At 56.7% G+C, this 19236-nt stretch carries 17 protein-coding genes; 7 read left to right on the forward strand and 10 right to left on the reverse strand.

Going from position 1 to position 19236, the window contains the following annotated elements:
• Positions 1–17 precede the first annotated feature (17 nt).
• Positions 18–1142, forward strand: a complete 1125-nt coding sequence (locus FAES_RS19405; RefSeq protein ID WP_229364506.1) for a spore photoproduct lyase family protein — start codon at positions 18–20, stop codon at positions 1140–1142.
• A gap of 72 nt (positions 1143–1214) precedes the next feature.
• Here the strand turns inward: FAES_RS19405 and FAES_RS19410 are convergent, their stop codons facing one another.
• Positions 1215–3035, reverse strand: a complete 1821-nt coding sequence (locus FAES_RS19410; protein WP_015332922.1) for an ABC transporter ATP-binding protein — start codon at positions 3033–3035, stop codon at positions 1215–1217.
• A 291-nt stretch (positions 3036–3326) separates the two neighbouring features.
• Between FAES_RS19410 and FAES_RS19415 the strand changes: the two genes are divergently transcribed.
• Entirely contained in the window at positions 3327–5981 is a 2655-nt protein-coding gene (locus tag FAES_RS19415; RefSeq protein ID WP_015332923.1) for a DNA gyrase/topoisomerase IV subunit A, read from the forward strand.
• Between the two features lie 75 nt (positions 5982–6056).
• Positions 6057–6776, forward strand: coding sequence for a SanA/YdcF family protein (locus FAES_RS19420; RefSeq protein WP_015332924.1), 720 nt, complete (start codon positions 6057–6059; stop codon positions 6774–6776).
• A gap of 49 nt (positions 6777–6825) precedes the next feature.
• On the opposite strand, the gene FAES_RS19425 is transcribed toward FAES_RS19420, so the two are convergent.
• The 6 genes from FAES_RS19425 to FAES_RS19450 all read right to left on the reverse strand — a co-directional run bounded on the left by FAES_RS19425 (position 6826) and on the right by FAES_RS19450 (position 12476).
• Positions 6826–7518, reverse strand: coding sequence for an immunoglobulin domain-containing protein (locus FAES_RS19425; RefSeq protein WP_015332925.1), 693 nt, complete (start codon positions 7516–7518; stop codon positions 6826–6828).
• Between the two features lie 130 nt (positions 7519–7648).
• Positions 7649–8209: an AraC family transcriptional regulator gene (locus FAES_RS19430; protein WP_041258153.1), complete on the reverse strand. Its 561-nt coding sequence runs from the start codon at positions 8207–8209 to the stop codon at positions 7649–7651.
• Positions 8210–8325: 116 nt separating this feature from the next.
• Positions 8326–10548 (reverse strand): TonB-dependent receptor, encoded by a 2223-nt coding sequence (locus tag FAES_RS19435; protein ID WP_015332927.1) that lies wholly within the window; start codon positions 10546–10548, stop codon positions 8326–8328.
• 72 nt (positions 10549–10620) lie between these two features.
• Positions 10621–11067: an HYC_CC_PP family protein gene (locus FAES_RS19440; RefSeq protein WP_015332928.1), complete on the reverse strand. Its 447-nt coding sequence runs from the start codon at positions 11065–11067 to the stop codon at positions 10621–10623.
• A gap of 96 nt (positions 11068–11163) precedes the next feature.
• Positions 11164–12000, reverse strand: coding sequence for a hypothetical protein (locus FAES_RS19445; RefSeq protein ID WP_015332929.1), 837 nt, complete (start codon positions 11998–12000; stop codon positions 11164–11166).
• Between the two features lie 179 nt (positions 12001–12179).
• The gene (locus FAES_RS19450; RefSeq protein ID WP_015332930.1) at positions 12180–12476 is read right to left on the reverse strand and encodes a hypothetical protein; all 297 of its coding nucleotides are present in this window, start codon (positions 12474–12476) and stop codon (positions 12180–12182) included.
• A gap of 132 nt (positions 12477–12608) precedes the next feature.
• Here FAES_RS19450 and FAES_RS19455 point away from each other — a divergent pair, with 132 nt between their 5' ends.
• Complete coding sequence (locus tag FAES_RS19455; RefSeq protein WP_015332931.1) at positions 12609–13094, forward strand: nucleoside deaminase; 486 nt, start codon at positions 12609–12611, stop codon at positions 13092–13094.
• A gap of 85 nt (positions 13095–13179) precedes the next feature.
• Here the strand turns inward: FAES_RS19455 and FAES_RS19460 are convergent, their stop codons facing one another.
• Positions 13180–13647, reverse strand: coding sequence for an FKBP-type peptidyl-prolyl cis-trans isomerase (locus tag FAES_RS19460; protein ID WP_015332932.1), 468 nt, complete (start codon positions 13645–13647; stop codon positions 13180–13182).
• Positions 13648–13798: 151 nt separating this feature from the next.
• Here FAES_RS19460 and FAES_RS19465 point away from each other — a divergent pair, with 151 nt between their 5' ends.
• Positions 13799–14461, forward strand: coding sequence for a thiamine diphosphokinase (locus FAES_RS19465; RefSeq protein WP_015332933.1), 663 nt, complete (start codon positions 13799–13801; stop codon positions 14459–14461).
• A 62-nt stretch (positions 14462–14523) separates the two neighbouring features.
• Here FAES_RS19465 and FAES_RS19470 read toward each other — a convergent pair whose 3' ends face one another.
• A complete protein-coding gene (locus FAES_RS19470) occupies positions 14524–15687 on the reverse strand; it encodes a helix-turn-helix domain-containing protein (RefSeq protein WP_041258154.1) in 1164 nt (387 codons plus the stop codon).
• A gap of 176 nt (positions 15688–15863) precedes the next feature.
• On the opposite strand from FAES_RS19470, the gene FAES_RS19475 reads away from it, so the two are divergent.
• Entirely contained in the window at positions 15864–17294 is a 1431-nt protein-coding gene (locus FAES_RS19475; protein ID WP_041258156.1) for an aldehyde dehydrogenase family protein, read from the forward strand.
• Between the two features lie 37 nt (positions 17295–17331).
• On the opposite strand, the gene FAES_RS19480 is transcribed toward FAES_RS19475, so the two are convergent.
• Entirely contained in the window at positions 17332–18057 is a 726-nt protein-coding gene (locus FAES_RS19480) for a hypothetical protein (RefSeq protein WP_041258158.1), read from the reverse strand.
• Positions 18058–18120: 63 nt separating this feature from the next.
• Here FAES_RS19480 and fbaA point away from each other — a divergent pair, with 63 nt between their 5' ends.
• Positions 18121–19200: a class II fructose-bisphosphate aldolase gene (gene fbaA / locus FAES_RS19485; protein WP_015332936.1), complete on the forward strand. Its 1080-nt coding sequence runs from the start codon at positions 18121–18123 to the stop codon at positions 19198–19200.
• Positions 19201–19236 lie beyond the last annotated feature (36 nt).

A 19236-nucleotide genomic window follows, 5' to 3' on the forward strand; every position in this document is an offset into this window, starting at 1 on the left:
ATGTGCGGTTGAATCGTGTGGAAATAACGCCCAAAGCAGACCTTCGGTCGGCGCGGGTATGGATGCCAAAGCGGGTGATCTTTACGCCCGACACCCTGAACGAACCGTTCGGGCAGCAGATCTATGAACGGGTCGAGGCGCTGAATCTGCCCATCGACGTCATGAAGTCGAACCGGCTTTCGGGCCTGCGTGGGGCCGACGACCGCGAGACGTACCGCATCGCCAAGAATACGCTGGCGGTGGTTAACGCCCCGCCAAGCGCCCTGCGCCTGCAACCTATCCCCCCTTCTGCCGACTGGCAGATGAATCTGGCCGAAGGTTGTCCCGCGCACTGCCAGTATTGCTACCTGGCCGGTAGCCTGCAAGGGCCACCGGTGGTGCGCGCGTATGCCAACCTCCCGACGATGTTGCAAGGCACCGCCACCTACGAGGGAACGTACCCACCCAACGCCAGCTGGCAGAACACGCCCGGCAACGCGCAGCGGCCCACTACCTTCGAGGTGAGCTGCTACACCGACGTGCTGGGTATCGAACACCTGACGGGCAGTCTGGCCGAATGCATCCGGTATTTCGGGCAGCGCGAGATGGGACAGTTGCGGTTTGTGACCAAATACGATCAGGTCGATAGCCTGCTGGGGCTGGCACACAACGGACAGACCCGCGCCCGGTTCAGCCTCAACGCCGAGTCGGTGGCGCGGCGGCTCGAAGGGGGTACAGCCTCGGTGGAAGCTCGCCTTCAGGCGCTCCGTAAACTGGCGCTGCCCGTAGCACAGGGCGGTGGCGGCTACCCCATCGGCGTAGTGATTGCCCCAATCATGCCCATTCCCAACTGGCGCGATGAATACACCCACCTGCTCGATCGGCTCTACGAGGTGCTCGATTACGCCAACAACGCCGATCAGTTGAATATGAACGCCGAGTTTATCAGCCACCGGTTTACGCCCGGCTCCAAAGACGTGCTGATGCAGTGGTACCCCAACACCTCGCTCGACATGGACGAGGCCACGCGGGCGCAGAAACGCAACAAGTTTGGCGGCACCAAGTATGTCTACCAACCCACCGACATGCAGGCCCTCAAACGGTTCTTCTACGACGAATGGACCCGCCGCTTCCCCACCGCCCCGGTGCTCTACTGGACTTGAGTATTTGGGGATAAGCTTGGTTAACGCCTAAATAAGACGCGTTAGCCAAGCTTATCCCCCAAACTAAAAACGTCAACTCACTAGCTCTTTCTCTTCGTCCATCAGGCTGGCTTGATGTTGCCACATATCGCCAAATAAGGCTGATTGCTGGCGTAACTGCGGGAACGTACCCTCATCGACCACCTGCCCATCGCGGAGGATGTAGATGTAATCGAACATGGGCAGCAGGTGCAGCCGGTGCAGCGACGACACCACTACTTTGTCGGCAAACTGCGCCAAGAGCCCGTGGTAAATCAGGTATTCAGTTTTGGGGTCGATGCTGCTCGTGGGTTCATCCATCAGCACAATGTCGCTTTGGCGGGCGGCCAGAATACCCCGCGCCAGGGCCAGCCGCTGCTTTTGCCCACCCGACAGGTTCAGCCCTTTCTCCTGCATGGACGTACCCAGCCCGTTGGGGAGATGCCGGACGACGTCGGAGAAACGGGCCAGTTTGCACACTTGCTCCACCTCGTCGTCGGCAAACGGGAGACCCAGCGTGATGTTGTAGGCGACGGTGTTTTCAAAAATTTCCGGCTCCTGCGGGAACAGGGTCACCGTCTGCCCAATCGACGCCCAGGGTAACTCCGCGCCATGATCGTCTACTGTCCAGTGTACGGCATCGGGTTCATACAAGCCCCGCAACAGGCTCAGCAGCGTGCTTTTGCCCGAACCCGACTCCCCGATCAGGGCGATGCGCCGACCGCGCTGCAACTGAAGCGACACCCGATTCAGGGACGACGGCCGACGAACCGGTTGCGCGGGGTTAGCCTCATCGACCAGAAAACGGGGCGTGCTGTACTGAAACGACAGCTCGCGGATCGACAGCGTCTGCCAGCGGGCGGGCAGAGCGGGTGGGTCCGAGGTCAGCCCCCGGTGTTGCCGGAAGGTGTCGCCAATGCCCCGCGCCGTCTGCACGTCGGTGTTGTACTGCACGATCTGCGTGTATTGCCAAGCCACATCGGTGAATACGCTCGTGAACTGGTTAACGTACCCAAGCAGCGTTACCAGCCCACCCACGTAGAAAACCTTGCCAGGTACGTGGTGGTCATAAACGTACCCAACCGTGATGACGAGGTACACCAGCGCAATGAGCATCGTGGCCACGAACCACTTCCACTCGTTGATGCGAATCTCGCGCCGGAACGGCACGTTGATGGCAGCCACCCGGCCCGAAAGGCTTTGCTCCATCCGGCGTTCGAGGCGCAGCGTCACCACGGTGATGATGTTCGACAGGCTATCGAACAACGACGAGGCCATCTGATGCTCGCGCTCGTTGGTCTCCTCCAGGGCGGCTACAAACGGCTTGTCGAAGCGCCGAATCACCCAGACGGTGAGCGCCCCCAGCAGCAGACCGATGGTGCCGTAGAGCGGCGCGAAATAGAGCATGGCGCCAAACGACAGCACGAATTTGGCCACCACGTGCAGGTACGTAAAGCCATTCTGGAAAAAGGCTTTCAGCGCCACGTAGGCCTTGTTAATCCGGTTGATGGTGGCTCCGCTATGGTGGTGCTTGTGCCACGCTACGGGCAGGTGCAGCGTCTGGTGATACAGTTCCTGCAAAAAGTTACGGCTCAGGTCAAATGCCAGTTGGCGCTCCAGAATGCGGGCGGGTCCGTGAAACGCCCATTCGAGCAGTTTCAGCCCCACGAAGGCGGCGGCATAGTAGAGCGTGCTGGCCAGTACCGCGCCCGAGTCGCGCTGGATGTGGTCGACAAACCAGCCAAACAACAGCGGGTGGCAGGCGACTACCAGGTTCGCCCCAATAAACAACAGATACACAAGGAGATAGCGGCCTCGCTGCTCACGGGCATAATGCCAGGCCGTACGCAGCAGGGCTACGTAAGGATTATTCATGATTATAAATACGTTACGGTATGGCGAAATTGCTGCATTTTTCGTGCAAATAGGGTTGTGCCATAGGCTTAGTAGAAAATTTAATCTGGCACTAACCCCGCGCCCGCTCCACCCCTCTTCTGAAGGGCTACCAACACACTCGTAACCAAGCCTGACAGCCCATTTTCTGGCTTCCAGCCGGTTTTTTGGCGTTTTTTTTGTATCTTTAAGGGGGCAAGGGGCTGCTCTTGCCAATCGCGATCCTACCCATTTTTTCACAGTAAATCAGGTTCACAAACCTCGTAAAACCGCATGGTGAATGACCAACATCAGGAGCCAACTGATGACCTAACAACAAATACAGATGAAGTCAAGGAAGTCCTGCACGACCAAACGGTGGTGTCGGGCCTCTACGAAACCTATTTTCTCGATTATGCCTCGTATGTCATCCTCGAACGGGCCGTGCCGGCTATTGAAGACGGGCTCAAGCCCGTGCAGCGCCGCATTCTGCACGCCCTGAAAGAGATGGACGATGGCCGCTTCAACAAAGTGGCCAACGTGATCGGGCAAACGATGCAATACCACCCGCATGGCGATGCCTCCATCAACGAGGCTATCGTGAACATCGGGCAGAAAGAATTGATTTTCGACACCCAGGGTAGCTGGGGCGACGTCAGGACCGGCGACGGGGCGGCGGCGGCCCGGTACATCGAGGTGCGGCTGTCGAAGTTTGGCGGCGACGTGGTGTTCAATGCCGATACCACCGAATGGCAGCTATCGTATGATGGCCGCAAAAAAGAGCCGGTTACGCTGCCGGTGAAGTTCCCGTTGCTGCTGGCGATGGGCGTCGATGGCATTGCCGTCGGGCTCTCGACCAAGATTCTGCCGCACAACTTCAACGAGCTCATCGACGCCTCGATTGCGATTCTGAAAGACAAACCGGTGTCGCTCTTCCCCGACTTCCAGACGGGCGGCTACATCGACGTCAGCAACTACAACGACGGCCTGCGGGGCGGTAAGGTCCGGGTACGTGCTCGCATCGAAGAGATCGACAAAAAGACGCTCGCCATCCGCGACGTGCCCTACGGCGTGACCACCTCGACCCTCTGCGATTCGATCGTTAAAGCCGCCGAGCTGGGCAAAATCCGGATCAAGTCGCCGGGTAAGAATATTGCCGCCGTGGTCGACAATACGGCCAAAGACGTGGAGATCATCGTGCACCTGCAACCCGGTGTGTCGCCCGACGTCACGATCGACGCGCTCTACGCCTTCACCGATTGCGAGGTGAGTATTTCGCCCAATGCCTGCGTCATTATTCAGGACAAACCGCATTTCGTAACGGTCACGGAAATCCTGCGCTACAACACCAACCAAACGGTGTCGCTGCTGAAGCAGGAGTTGGACATCCGGCGGCGGGAATTGATGGAGAAACTGCTCTACGCCTCGCTGGAGAAGATTTTCATCGAAAACCGCATCTACCGGAAAATCGAAGAATGCGAAACCTTCGAGGCCGTGCTTGAAACGATCGATAAGGGCCTTAAACCGCATAAGAAGCTTTTCTACCGCGACATCACGCAGGACGACCTGATCCGCCTGACCGAAATCCGGATCAAACGGATCTCGAAGTACGACGGGTTCAAAGCCGACGAGCTGATGCGCCGCCTGGAGCAGGAACTGGCCGAGACCGAAGACAACCTCGCCAACCTGACGCGCTACGCCATTGCTTATTACAAAGACCTGCAAAAGAAGTATGGCAAAGGCCGCGACCGCCGCACCGAAATCCGGGCGTTCAACACCATTGCCGCCAACGTGGTCGCCGCCGCCAACCAGAAGCTCTACGTCGACCGCGAAGGGGGCTTTATCGGGTATGGCCTGAAGAAAGACGAATTCGTGTCGGACTGCTCCGACATCGACGACATCATCGTGTTCCGGCGCGATGGCAAGTGCGTGGTGACCAAGATTCAGGAAAAAACCTTCGTGGGCAAAGACATCATTCACGTGTCGGTGTTCAAGAAGAACGATGAGCGCAAGGTCTACAACATGGTTTACCTCGATGGGAAGTCGGGCATTTCGATGGCGAAACGGTTCAACGTAACCGCCGTTACCCGTGATCGCGAATACGACCTGACGATGGGGAACCCCAAATCGAAGGTGCTTTATTTTACGGCCAACGACAACGGCGAGGCCGAAGTCATTACGGTGAACCTGACGGCGCAGAGCGCGGCCAAGCTGAAGCAGTTCGACTTTGATTTTGCGCAGGTCGGCATCAAAAACCGGTCGGCGCAGGGTAACATCCTGACGAAGTACAACATCCGGAAAATCGTGCAGAAATCGGCCGGTGCGTCGACGCTAGGTGGCCTTGATATCTGGTACGACGATCACCTCGGGCGCCTCAACCGCGACGAGCGGGGCCGCCTGCTGGGCAATTTCGACTCAAAAGACAGCATTCTGGTTGTTTATAAGTCGGGCGAGTATGAACTGACGACCTTCGACTTGACTAATCGGTATGAGCCCAACGACGTGATCGCGTTGCAGAAGTTCGACCCGCAAACGGTGGTATCGACGGTCTACTACGAAGCCAATCAAAAGCAGTGGTTTGTGAAGCGATTCCGCATCGAGACCACCACCATCGACAAGAAGTTTATGTTCATTGGCGATGCCAAAGGCTCTAAACTGGCCGCCGCCAGCATTGACGCCCAGCCGCGCATCGAGATTCAGTATCAGGAGAAAGAGCGCGGGCCTGTGGAGAAAATGGTGCTGGAGCCGTCGGGCTTTATCGACGTGCGCGGCTGGAAGGCACTCGGCAAACCACTGCCCTTTGCCAAAGTGAAGGAAGTTAAACTGCTGGCGCCCAAAGCCCCGCCGCTCGTCGTTGACGATAAACCAACGGTCGCTTCTGCGGTTGTTACTCAGGATGACGTCGACGAGCCCGAAGTCGTAGCTGACGGCCAGTTGGGGTTATTTTAACGTAGTTTAACGGTTGTAGTTTAACGGTGACATTACGATCTGTCAGCGTCGAGCGTTAACCTACAACCGTTGACCATGAAACGACAAGGCATGACTACCGCCCGACCCACCACTGACCGCGTTGCGGCTCGCCGCCGGTTGTCGCGCCGACTGACGGTGCGGCAGGTGAAGCGTGTGGTCAAGGGCGGCTTGTGGGGCATGTTTGTCGGTGTTCTGGTTGTGCTGGCTAGCAACTGGTGGGTGATTTACAACACGAAAAGCCAGATTTACTTCAACATCCATCAGCTGCCGACCAACGACGTGGGGCTCGTTCTGGGCACGAGCAAGTACGTGAAGGGGGGGAAGGAGAACCTGTTCTTCAAGTACCGCATGGAGGCCACCGCCCTGCTTTGGAAAGAAGGCAAGGTCAAATACCTCATCCTGAGCGGCAACAACGACTCAGCGTTTTACAACGAGCCCGAAGACATGGAAAAGGCGCTCCTTAAACTTGGGGTTCCTGCCGACGCCATGATTCCTGATTACGCGGGTTATCGTACTTTCGACTCGGTCTTGCGGTGTAAAGAGGTGTTCCGGCAGCATCACATCACCATTATCTCGCAGAATTTCCATAACATCCGGGCGCTGTACATCGGCAATCACGAGGGTATCAACGCCGTGGCCTTCGCCGCACAGGACGTACCTGACGGCTATTCGTGGAAAACGCTACTGCGCGAATACCTTGCCCGCCCCCTCGCCCTGCTCGACGTGCACGTGCTGCGCCCCCAGCCTGAAGCAGGCAACAAGCCGATTAAATAGGGCGCACTGGTGCCGCTTTAGTGACTGCCGTTGGCTGGTATGCAGGCACTCAGCCAGCTTGGGGGCGTCGGCGAATCCCGGCAATCAGCACCCAAATACCTAAGCCAACGAGGCCAAGCCCCCCGATTACACCTAGCGCTACCATACCGCCGGAACCGCTGCATTGAATGCCACAAACCAACATTATAATACCGAGACCGATCAGGACAACGCCAGCCAGAATACTAATAACAACTGTAAACCAGTGCTTTGTCTGGTGATCCTTCTTGATTCGCTTGATGGCGTTTCGGAAATAGGCACGATAGGCGCGTTTGACTCGATTCTGTTCTTTCGTCTCAATTTTTGTCCGGCTTTCGGAATCGCTCTTAGTGTGGCTCACACTTGCCATCCGTACCGGGTCAGTCTTTGATAGCGGCGCCTTTCCCTCGACGTGTTGGGCCATTTGGTTTCCAGCAAACATCCACAGGCCAAAAACAGCCGTACAACTCAGCAACTCCAGGCGTTTGACAACCCAGAAGTTAGTTTTCAACTGGGCACGGGCGTCGTGCGGGTATAGATAAGCAGCTAGCCAAATCACGCCAATCAGTCCCCAAAACCAGAAATCGGCTGCAGAAAAGCCGTAGAAAAAGAGATCAGCGCCTGCAGCAAACGCGATTTTACCTTGCACATAGAAGAGTACGGGCAAAATAAAAAGTCGAATGAGCCAGGGGTTTTTGCCGGCCCAACTGCTGATCGTATACATAGTAGGATCGGTTTAGGAAACAGTTATGCACCTAAATAACCATAAATTTCTAATAACCAACCTATTGCATTGACTCTCCGGTAATAGACTACTCGATTTCACCAAGGCCCCAGTTGTTGAACGCCATACCCTACACGGCATCCAGCGTGCGGCGGCCGGTGGGCTCTTTTCGGAATTGCGCGGGGGTTTTGCCAACCTCTTTCCGAAACTGATTGGTAAAATGCGGCACGCTACTGTAGCCCAATTGAAAAGCAATATCAGCAATGGGCAACTCGCCTTCCTGCAACAACGCCTTGGCCCGCTCGATGCGCTGGCTGATCAGAAACCGCTCGATAGTCTGGCCGGTTTGGGTTGAAAACAACTGGCTCAGGTACGTGTAGTCGTAGCCCAATTTCTGGCTCAGAAAGTCGGATACGTTCTGGTGCGCAGGCCGTTCGTGTGCGTGGTGCACCTCGTTGATCAGCAACACTTTCAGCTGCTCGGCTAGTGTGGCTTTAGGGTCGTCGATCAGGGCGAACCCCTCGGCTTCCAGCGCTTGCTGCACGGTTTCCCGGCTGATAGTCTCTGGCCAGGTACGTACCTCGACACGCCCCAACTCGATCGTCTCTACCGTTAGCCCAAGCGCTTCCAGTACCCGCTGCACGGAGCGCAGGCACCGGTCACAAACCATATTCTTGATGCGAAGTGTCATAAGTAGGTGGTTATTTGGCTTCGCCGTCATTGATGGTCATTGATTGCCATTTATGGTAAAAAAACAATCAATGACAACCAATGACCATCAATGACAACCAATGACGGCGAAGCCTATTACGGTTCTAACGTGAATCGGAAACCGGCATAGAGCAACGCGCCCGTAACGGGGCCCCAGTTTTGGCCGGCGGCGTCAAAACTGGTATCAAACGGGTCGGCAGCCCCGATGATAGGGTTAGGTTGCCGGTAGTTGGTCAGGTTTTCGCCGCCCAGATACACCTGCCAGGTGCGGAAGCTACGCATAATCTGTGCGTTGAGATTGGCAAACCAGGGCGAATACGTCCAGCGCATAGCCGAGTACGACACGTGCGTGTGGGTGGCATCGTCGACCGGCAGGCGCTTGGGTCCGTTGAGTTGCAGCGTCGCGTCGAACTTCCATTTGTCGTAGGGTAAGGCGTAGGCGGCATTGAACAGCAAGCGGTCGCGGCTGATCATCATGCGCGGCATCAACACCCGTTCAAACTGCAAGGCACCCATGCTTTGCCGGGCGTCGAAAAAGCGATAAGCCATTTTCACCTCGGCTCGCTTGACGGGAACCACCGTTAGCTCGGCCTGAAAACTGTTGGCAAACGATTGACCAACAAGGTTGTAGAACAGCAGGTTACGCGGCTGATCGGCATCGACTACCAGTTGATTCTGGAAATCGGTCCGGCTGGCGTCGAGGGTCAGCGTGGCCTTTTTACCAAACAGCAGAAACTCATTGGTCAGGCCAGCCGTGTAGGTCCAGGCAACTTCGGGGCGAACGTTGTTGTTGAGAAACACCTGCCGCGACGACACGAAGTAACCGTAGTTTTCGGCAATCTGGTTAGGCACGCGCCAGCCCCGGCCCGCCGATGCCCGCAGCGTGATCTGCCCGTGCACGTGGTATTTCAGGTGCACACGCGGCGACCAGTAGGTGCCGTATAGGTTGTGCACGTCGAGGCGATTGCCCAGCACCAGCGCAAACCGTTCCGGGTACGTGTAAGCATATTCAAAAAAGGCACCCGGCACCGACTCACGCCGCTTGAGCGGCTGCGTCACAAACAGTTCGTCGAAGTTATCCATCAGGTAGCTCGCGCCCGTTTTCACCGTATGGTTGGTGTTACCGATGATGGTCTGGTAGATCAGGTTGCCATATAGCGACTGTTCATTGCCGGTGTAAGGCCGCAGGCCAAACAGCGATGCCTGTTTGTGCCAGGTCGCGTTCAGGATCAGGCCGAGGCCACGATACGGTTTTTCGGGGAAAAGCCGGGCCAGTTTGCTGAAGAGCTCGGTGCGGGTTGTCTGGTTGGTGAACCCGTACCGATACGCCCCCACGCTGCTGAGCTGCCCACCATCGCGGTTTTCAGAGAGCGCTTTCAGCCCCCCCTGCCACATCCAGCGTTCCGAACTGTATTTGGCCCGTAGCACGCCGTTATATTGCGTATACAGCGGCAGATCGCGAAACCGGTCGCCGTTCTGATCGATCTCGGTGCGGAGGGTGCTCACGTGCCCCAGCGCCCCGATACTCCACTTTTCGGACAGTGCCTGCGAATAATTGACGTTCCCTTCCACCCGGCCGAAGGCATTAACGTACCCATTGATCAGCATGTTGGGCAGTTGAGTTTCACCCCGGTAATCGGGTTTTTGCAGTTCCACATTGATCTGCCCGCTGATGGTTTCGTAGCCGTTCACCACCGACCCGGTCCCTTTGCCGATATCGATGCTGGTTATCCACGTACCGGGGATGTAATTGAGGCCAAACGTGGTGGCCAGCCCCCGGATGGTCGGGATGTTTTCAACGTTGGTTTGCACGTATTGCCCGCCCAGTCCCAGAAACTGAATCTGCTTAGCCCCCGTGACGGCATCGGCATATGAGACGTTGACTGAGGCGTTGGTTTCGAAGCTTTCCGACAGGTTGCAACAGGCGGCCTTGGCCAGGGTACGTTGCGTCAGCACTTCGGTCTGAATGGGGTTGAGCCGGTCAATCTGCGTGTTACCCGCCGTTACGACCACTTCGGCCAGTTGCTGGGTGGCTCGCAACGTCACGGTCAGCGGGGTGGTGTAATCGGTGATGGTAAGGGTATCAGGTACGTACCCGACGTAGCTAACCACCAGCCGGTTGGTGGCACCGACCGTGTCGATTCGGAATTGGCCGGTAGAGTCGGCCACCGTGCCTTTCAGCCCGCCCGACCAGTAGACGGTGGCGCCGGGCAGGGGGGTTGGTTTACCTTTCTCAGTGGCCTGTACCCGCCCCGAGAGGGTTTGCGCCGATGCCAGTATCGGCAAGGCTATAAAGCTGATTATTAGCAGTTTTTTCATGACTCAGATCGTAAAGCAAACACCAAAAGCCGATGTCAAATCCGACACCGGCAAGCGGAATTACGCTCACGATCAAATCAGAAAAGCCTGCACGAAGGTCAGCAGCGCCCGGCCCCACAACGGTGGTGGGGATTCGTACCCGACAACGGCACGGGCGGCTAGCTGGGCGAAGAACCCATCGAACAGAGCCATAAACAGCGCCGTCATTCCCGCGCCCATCGGCTCGGTTACGGCCTTAATGAACTTGGCCAGCAACTGGCTCAGCGACGAACTGGTGTCGACGTTGTTATAGCGGGTGCTGTCCTGGCAGCAGTCGGTAGCCTGCACCGAGGTGGTGGGTACGTTGTGGGTAGCCCGCACGGAACAGAGCCCACAGCCCGGCTCCGCTTTGGTGTAGACCGAATAGACGCGTTTACCCCGCACCTGACACGCGTGTTCGACCAGCCCGAAGCCCATGCTGCTGAGCAACACGACCACGGCCATGAACAGGTGCAGAAAACGGAGTAAGGCCAGTTTCATAGGGCAAAGGTCGGGGCTTTTGGGCAAAAAACAACGCCTGCCGGGGCGGCTTGTTCTCTACCACCCCGGCAGGCACACCCCGCTCACGGAGCCACCTTAACGCCCGACCTTAACGGCGATGCCCAGTTCAAAAACCGCCGAGCTGTTACCATACACGAATGACTCGTCGACGTTGACGATTCCTAGCCCTAGCTGAGCATAAGGCCCTACCTTCTCGCTTAGTAAGTAGCGCAGCCCGATTTGCAGATTAGCGCCAATATTGCCTGACTCGCCGCCCTTGTACGAGGGAAAGGTTTTGCCAATGGACAGGCCCACATACGGGTCGGCCTTCGCATTTTGTGCGTTTAAGACCCGCGCCAGGTGGTAGTTGACCATAGCCTGCACCGTGACGTCGGATAAGCCGTCTTTCGACCAGTACCAGATGCGTGCACCGATCCCCAGGTCATTAGTAGCCGCAAACTCGACACTTGCCGTGAGGGGGGTGATTTGGCTGGGTAACATGGCCCCAACACTGAGTACCGGATGGCCTCGCTCAAACGCATACCCCGGCGACGACGGCCGCCGCCCGGCTTGTTCATAGCGCGGTCTGGGTTCATAGCGTGTCGGCTTAAGGGGTTCGTATGGCGAGCGGGCAGGGTCTGGTCGGGAAGCTTCCGCCCCCGTTTGTTTGACAAATTCGTCCGTCTCGCCGTTGGCGTAGCGAACCGATCGAATGTCGAGTCGGCGCGTCCGAAAGAGGGGGCCCGTGGGGTTACTAGCCCGGCGATAAATAACTTCAGTATCAGTAACTTCATTGATAATAGCCTGGATAGTGGTATTATCGGTTTTATAGATTACATCAGGTCGATCACTTGTTGTTTGCGCTGAAAGCTCGGCGGGTAATACCCCCACAAGCAGGAGCCACAGGCCAAACACAGTAAAGAAGTTATTCATACACAGCTCAGATGGGTGAAGTCACCAATCTAAGTATTTCCAATCGAGCATTACCCGCTATACAGCCACTACAGCCATATTTCTTACTGATTGGTAAGATTCGTTTCAACAAAAAAACCGGCTAACAGGGGGTTAACCCCTGTTAGCCGGTTTGGTTAGCTGATCCTGTTTAAGGACGTTTAGTCTTCTTTTTTCGGCTCACCGCTAATGGCGCGGCCCGTTGCTTTGGCGGCTTTCGATACACCACGGCCCGTTGCTTTGGCAGCATTGCCAACGGCCCGGCCTGTGGCTTTACCGGCTTTGCCAACGGCCTTTCCGGCTTTCACGGCACCCCGACCCGCAGCCCGCGTACCTTTTTCGGTCGCGTTGCCGACGTCCTGCGCCGTATTGTCAACTTTCTGTTCTGCAGACTGTGCGTAGGCGCCGGCAGAGAGCATAAGGCCAATTGCCAGGCTGAATAACCATTTCTTGTTCATTGCGTTGTGAATTGAGGTATGCTATTGTGGTTGCCGGGTGATTCCCGAGCGTTGTTACATAGACTCCATACCGACAATTTTTGTTAGAATAACTTGAGTCAATACCGATTAAAAAGTGATTATACTCAACAAATGACACACAATTCAACACAGGACGAGCAGTTTCTGCGCATGGCCATAGGCCTCGCCCGTGAGGGGATGAACACCGGAAAAGGAGGGCCTTTTGGCGCCGTCATCGTTCGGGATGGGGAGGTGGTTGGGCAAAGCAGCAACCTGGTCACCTCCACCAACGACCCAACGGCCCATGCCGAAGTGATGGCGATTCGTGATGCCTGCCAGCGGCTGGGTACGTTCCAACTCGACGGCTGTACACTTTATACGTCGTGTGAGCCCTGCCCTATGTGCCTGGGGGCCATCTATTGGGCGCGGCCGGCTCGCGTGGTGTATGCTGCCGAGCATACCGATGCCGCTATTGCGGGCTTCGACGACTCATTTATCTATGCGGAGCTAGCCAAGCCCTATTCGCAGCGGAGTATCCCAACCCAGCAGGCGCTGCAACCCGAAGCCCGGACGGTCTTCGACGAATGGGTTCAAAAAGAAGACCGGACGCATTACTAGGGCCTAAAGGCAAAAGGTTAACATTGCCTGTCGCTCATCTATCGACGCGACAGGTAATGTTAACCTTTTGTCTTTGATTACCAGATTAGTGCGCTCCGCCGGGGCCGTGTACATGGCCGTGCGCAATTTCATCGACGCTCGCATCGCGAACCTCAACGACTTCGACGTCGAAGTGCAGGTTTTGGCCCGCTAACTCGTGGTTGGCGTCGACCGTAATCGTGTCGGGGTCTACCGCAACGACGGTTACGATCTGCCCATGTCCGGCCGAAAACTGCATGCCCACTTCAACGGGCTGCCCGCCAAACGCCGAGCGGGGTACAGCCTCGATCATGTCGTCGCGACGTAGGCCGTAGCCTTTTTCGGGACCGACATCAAGGTGAATTTTATCGCCTGGCTGACGGCCTTCCAGCCCTTCTTCCATACCCGGAATCAGGTTGCCTTCACCGTGCAGGTAGTAGAGCGGCTCACGGCCGTCGCTTGAATCAATAACCTTACCTGCATCGTCGCGCAGGGTGTAGTGGATAGCCGCCACCTTGTGTTTTGTGATGTGCATGTCTTTTTTCGTACTTGTGTTTTCTACCAACCTCGAAAATGAGTTTAGAGTTTGGGCGTTTCCAGTTTTCAGTTCGCTGGCGCATTCGTAAACGGCTTCTTCATCAAACTAGGAACTAGAAACGCGTAAACCTTAAACTGGAAACTGCCTCTTGTCGTCGCATCATATTGTCCGTGAAAAACAGGAACCCGCCTTGCTGATTGCCAATGGCGAAGCCTGCCAGCCCGACCTACTGGGCCAATTACTCGAATGGTCGCCCTACGTGGTGGTGCTCGACCATGCCATTCACCGTGTCATGGACATGGGCCTTAAAGCAGACGTGCTGCTGGGCGATTTTGACCGGAACGTTGATGTCGACGCCATTCGGGCCGCTCAATACCCCATCGAGGTCGTTCACACGCCTGATCAGAACAAAACCGATCTCGACAAAGGCATCGAATTCCTGATCGAACGTGGGTTTCCGGCCGTCAACATTGTCTGGGCAACGGGGCGGCGGATGGATCATACCATCACTAATCTGACGAACATCGTTCGCTACCGCCATCAGATCAAGATCACGCTGATCGACGATTATTCGGTCATCTACCCGCTGGTGGGGCGCTACGAGAAGTGGTTCGCCAAAGGCACGCCGTTGTCGCTTATCCCGGTCGGTACAGTCGACGGCATCCGCACGGAGGGGCTGCTGTATCCGCTCGACAACGAATCGCTCACGCTGGGGGTCCGTTCAGGCAGCAGCAACGAAGCCGCCGCCGACGGGTTCGTCCGGATCACCGCCGAAGCTGGTGCGCTGCTGATCATGGAGTGCCATGATTAGTTTAAGGTTGGCTGACGCCCGAGTGAGATGCGCCAGCCAACCTTAAACATCAACCCTTAAACTCACTTCAGCCGGTCCACTTCGAACCGTAGTTCGTCGGCGAGCTGGCGGATGCGGTCGTAGCTGGGAGCTGGCGGCGGTAGCTGCTGACTGACGAAGGCCCGCACGGCCCACACTTCGAGCACGTCTTTGAGGGCGACTTCGCGGTTGGGTACGTTGGGTTTATCGGCCGTGAGCAGCAGTGTACCTTTGTGGCTCACCTGGTTGACCACCCGCCGCGCCAGAATACCCTGATGCTGCACCAAGAGCACGTAAAACTGCCCGTCGGCAATGTCGAACCAGTTGCGCACGAACTGCCCGATCAGCCACGCGCCGGGGAACGTAAAGTCGCCATCGGCCTCGAACGCCCGGTATTGCCCCGTTGCCAGCATGGGCAGGCGCATGGTGGGGAGGCGGCTCAGGTAATCGAGTTGCTGGAACCGCTGCTGATACTCACCAAACTGGCCCAACCCAACGTAATGGATCGCCTGCGCCGAATTGTCGGCACTGACTGGCGCCGACTGAGCCGCCACGGGTACGTTCGGAGCCTTTTCAAAATGGTTATTGAAGGTAGGCAGTGGTTCACTGGACGCCGCAAAGTCATCCTGCCCCCGGCTCACTGTAAACGCCGGTGCCGAACCGGGCGCATGACCGGCCCGGGCCCGTACTTCCTCATACAGCACGCCAACCGGAGCCGGCTGTGGGGCAGCGCGGTCGGGCTGGGTACGTTCGGCGGGGTTGGCTTGGCGCTCGGCCCGCTCCGTGGGTGGTTTATAGTATTTTTCCAGCACGTTGACCAGCGGCTGCGGCTGCAACGACGACTCGGCCGACGTGTGGGGCAGCACCGGGTCGCTGATTTGCGGGGGCGATGAAATGAAATCATCGTCGGCGTCGTCGCCCTCAAAAATGGGAGGCGTCGATGGGCGCGTCGGGGTGGCGTTGCGGCCGATGGGCAGGCTCAGGTCGGGCGTTTCACGAATCTTCCGCAGGTCCTGCTTCAACAACTGATCGACCGAGGTATTGAAGAGTTTAGCAATAGTGATGAGTGTATTCCAGTTTGGGTTGGCGCGGGCTTCCTCGTAGGCACCCAACAGCGAGCGTTTGATGCCGATACGTTGCGAAAACTGCTCCTGCGTTAACCCATTCAATTTGCGGAGATACTTGATGTTGTTGCTGACGAGCGACATGACCGGTATCGGGTTTGACAAAATTTTTAGTAAAACAACCCTTTTTTTCGACACAAGCAAACCGGCAGCGGGCGCTGGGCATGGGGCATGGGGTGAGCGTTGCCGGTTTATCCCACGCCCCCCCCCTTGCCCCATGCCCTTTTTTCGTAACTTCATCCTTACTTAATCCTATCCTTATGATCGCGCAAGAGCCTCTCACCGACCTATCGGCTACCCTGCAAACGGCCTTCGACCGCCTGCGGCAACACGCCCCCACGATGGCGCAAACCACCGCCCGCGAACGCATCGACCGGCTCAAGCGCCTGATGCACTGGATAGACACCAACAAACCGGCCATTTACGAGGCGATGTATGCCGATTACCGCAAGCCAACCGCCGAGGTCGATCTGGGCGAACTGGCTGCGCTGATGGGCGAACTGCGGTACACGATCAAGCACCTGAAGCAATGGATGAAGCCGCAACGGGTACCTACGCCCCTATCGATGGTCGGCACGAGCGGGTATCTGAAGTACGAACCCAAAGGCGTGGTGCTGGTGATGGCCCCGTGGAACTACCCCTTCAATCTGTTGGTGGGGCCGCTGGCCACAGCCCTGTCGGCGGGCAATGTGTGTATGCTGAAACCGTCGGAGCTGACGCCCCATACGGCTGCCCTCATGAACCGCATGATCGCCGACCTGTTTTCGCCTGATGAGGTGGTGCTGGTTGAAGGTGGGCCCGACGTGGCGCAGGCTATGCTCGCCCTGCCGTTCAACCACATTTTCTTCACGGGTAGCCCTGCATTGGGCAAAGTGGTGATGGCTGCCGCCGCCAAACACCTGGCCTCGGTCACGCTTGAACTAGGCGGTAAATCGCCGTTTCTGGTTGACGAAACGGCAGATCTGTCCAAAACGGCCGAGATTCTGGCCTGGTCGAAGTATTTTAACAACGGCCAAACCTGCATCGCGCCCGATTACGTGCTGGTGCAGGAGTCGGTGAAAACGCCGCTCATCAATGCCGTGCAGAAGGCCGTCGAGCGCATGTATGGGACCGACGCTAACGCCCGCGCCACCTCCGACAGCTACGCCCGGATCGTGAACAACCGCCATTTTGAGCGCGTGAAGAGCCTGATCGACGATGCCGTGCAGAAAGGCGCGACCATCCGCCTCGGTGGCCGTACCAACGCCGCCGACAACTACGTGGAGCCCACGCTCATCGACGGGGTTACCGACGACATGCGGATCATGCAGGAAGAGATTTTCGGGCCCGTGCTGCCCATCGTGGGCGTTCGGAATCTGGACGAGGCCCTGGCGCAGATCAACAGCCGCGACAAACCGCTGGCGCTTTACATTCACAGCCGCAATCAGCAAACGATCAACCAGGTGCTGAACCAGACATCGGCGGGCGACACGGTGATCAACGATGCTTTGCTGCATTTCTCGAACCCCGAATTACCGTTTGGCGGGGTCAACAACAGCGGCATTGGCAGCTACCACGGTTACTTTGGTTTTCAGGAATTGTCGCACCGCCGGGGGGTACTTCGCCGCGACTTCGGCACCATGAAATTCCTCTTCCCGCCCTACACCGACCGCGTCAAAAAACTCATTGGCTGGGCCGTGAAGTACTTTTAGCGAAGAAGGCCAGCTACGTATCTGCACAGCTGAACACTCAAGCCCCCCAGAGCTCAATGGAGCCAACTAGCTGCCAGCGACCTGCTTTCTTTTCAAAAAAGACAAGCGATCCGCTGCCCGCCAGACCATCGCTCGCCCTCGAGTAGTAGCATATCGCTTTCTTTCCGTCAGGCGAGTAAGCTACCTTTGAGAAAGAAACGATACCTGCGTAGCCCTTGTAGTCTTCTGTAAGTCCGTAGTGCCCTCTCTTGGCACTAGCGGGCGAAAAATAGCGATCGCTTAGTGTTTGTGTCCAGCGTATCGCCTTGCAGCCAGCCACCTTGGGTAATTGATTCATTTTAAGTCGGGTAAACTGGCTGGTATCAATCGACGCAAAGAAAGCAACCCATTCAGGATCAACGAGTAGGCTATCTAACCGTGGATGAGTCAGCCACGTTCCCGGCTTCAATTCGTTGAAATTAACCCGAAAGCCATACCGCGTTTGTACTTCTGTGTGCTCCTTAAGCAATACCACTGGCTCGGTTGAAGATCCCATGCGGGTCCGATAGTCAGCAACGAAACCATTGAGTACGGTGGCGTACACGTCGTAATCTGCTACTGGTACAACCGCTGGCGCTGGTTGGCCCAACAACGTCTGAACAATGCCCAGCATCAGACTGAGAACGGTAACCCATTTCGGCATACCCATTCCTTCCCAACGGCCTTCACCTGAGTATCGCCCGTCATTCGATGAAAAACCGTACTTTTGACAATCAGTAATCATTGCGCTTCGTCAAAACTTTCTTAAATAAAAGTTTTTCCAGGCATAATTAAACAATCCTCTTCCATGAGTGAAGTAGCCACCCGTTTTGCGCCCGGCGTTGTCACGGGCGATCAAGTCTCTGAGATCTTTCGCCACGCGAACGAAAACGATTACGCCCTTCCGGCAGTCAACGTAGTAGGCACCAGCTCGGTCAACGCCGTATTGGAAACCGCGAAGGCCGTAAACTCGCCGGTGATCATCCAGTTCTCAAACGGGGGTGGCATCTTTTACGCGGGCAAAGCCCTGTCGAACGAAGGCCAGAAAGCGGCTATTGCCGGGTCGATCTCGGGTGCCCTGCACGTGCATCAGATGGCCGCTCTGTACGGCGTGCCCGTGATCCTGCATACCGACCACTGCGCCAAGAAACTCCTGCCCTGGATCGACGGCCTGCTCGACGCCTCAGAAAAGCACTTCGACCAGACGGGCAAGCCCCTGTACTCGTCGCACATGCTCGACCTGTCGGAAGAGCCGATCGAAGAAAACATCGAAATCTCATGCAAATACTTCGAGCGGATGGCCAAAATGGGCATGACGCTTGAGATTGAGCTGGGCGTAACCGGCGGCGAAGAAGACGGCGTTGACAACTCAGACGTTGACGACTCAAAACTCTACACGCAGCCCTCGGAAGTAGCCTACGCCTACGAGCACCTGAGCAAGATTTCGCCCAACTTCACCATTGCGGCGGCTTTCGGTAACGTGCACGGCGTTTACAAGCCGGGCAACGTAAAACTGTCGCCTATCATCCTGAAAAATTCGCAGGACTACATTCAGCAGAACTTCGGAACGGGCCCGCTGCCGGTGAACTTCGTATTCCACGGTGGGTCAGGCTCAAGCCGCGAGGAAATCCGCGAGGCCATCCAGTACGGTGCCATCAAGATGAACATCGATACCGACATGCAGTGGTCGACCTGGGAGGGTGTGCTGAACTACTACAAGGCGAAAGAAGGCTACCTGCAAAGCCAGCTCGGCAACCCTGAAGGAGCCGACTCGCCCAACAAAAAATACTACGACCCCCGCGTATGGCTGCGCAAAGGCGAAGAGAGCATGGTTGCCCGCCTGAAAACAGCCTTCGAAGACCTCAACTGCATCAACCGGCTGGGGTAAGCAAAGCGATGTCATTCATAAAAAACCCTGACCGTC

The organism is Fibrella aestuarina BUZ 2 (assembly GCF_000331105.1).
Taxonomy (GTDB): Bacteria; Bacteroidota; Bacteroidia; order Cytophagales; family Spirosomataceae; genus Fibrella; species Fibrella aestuarina.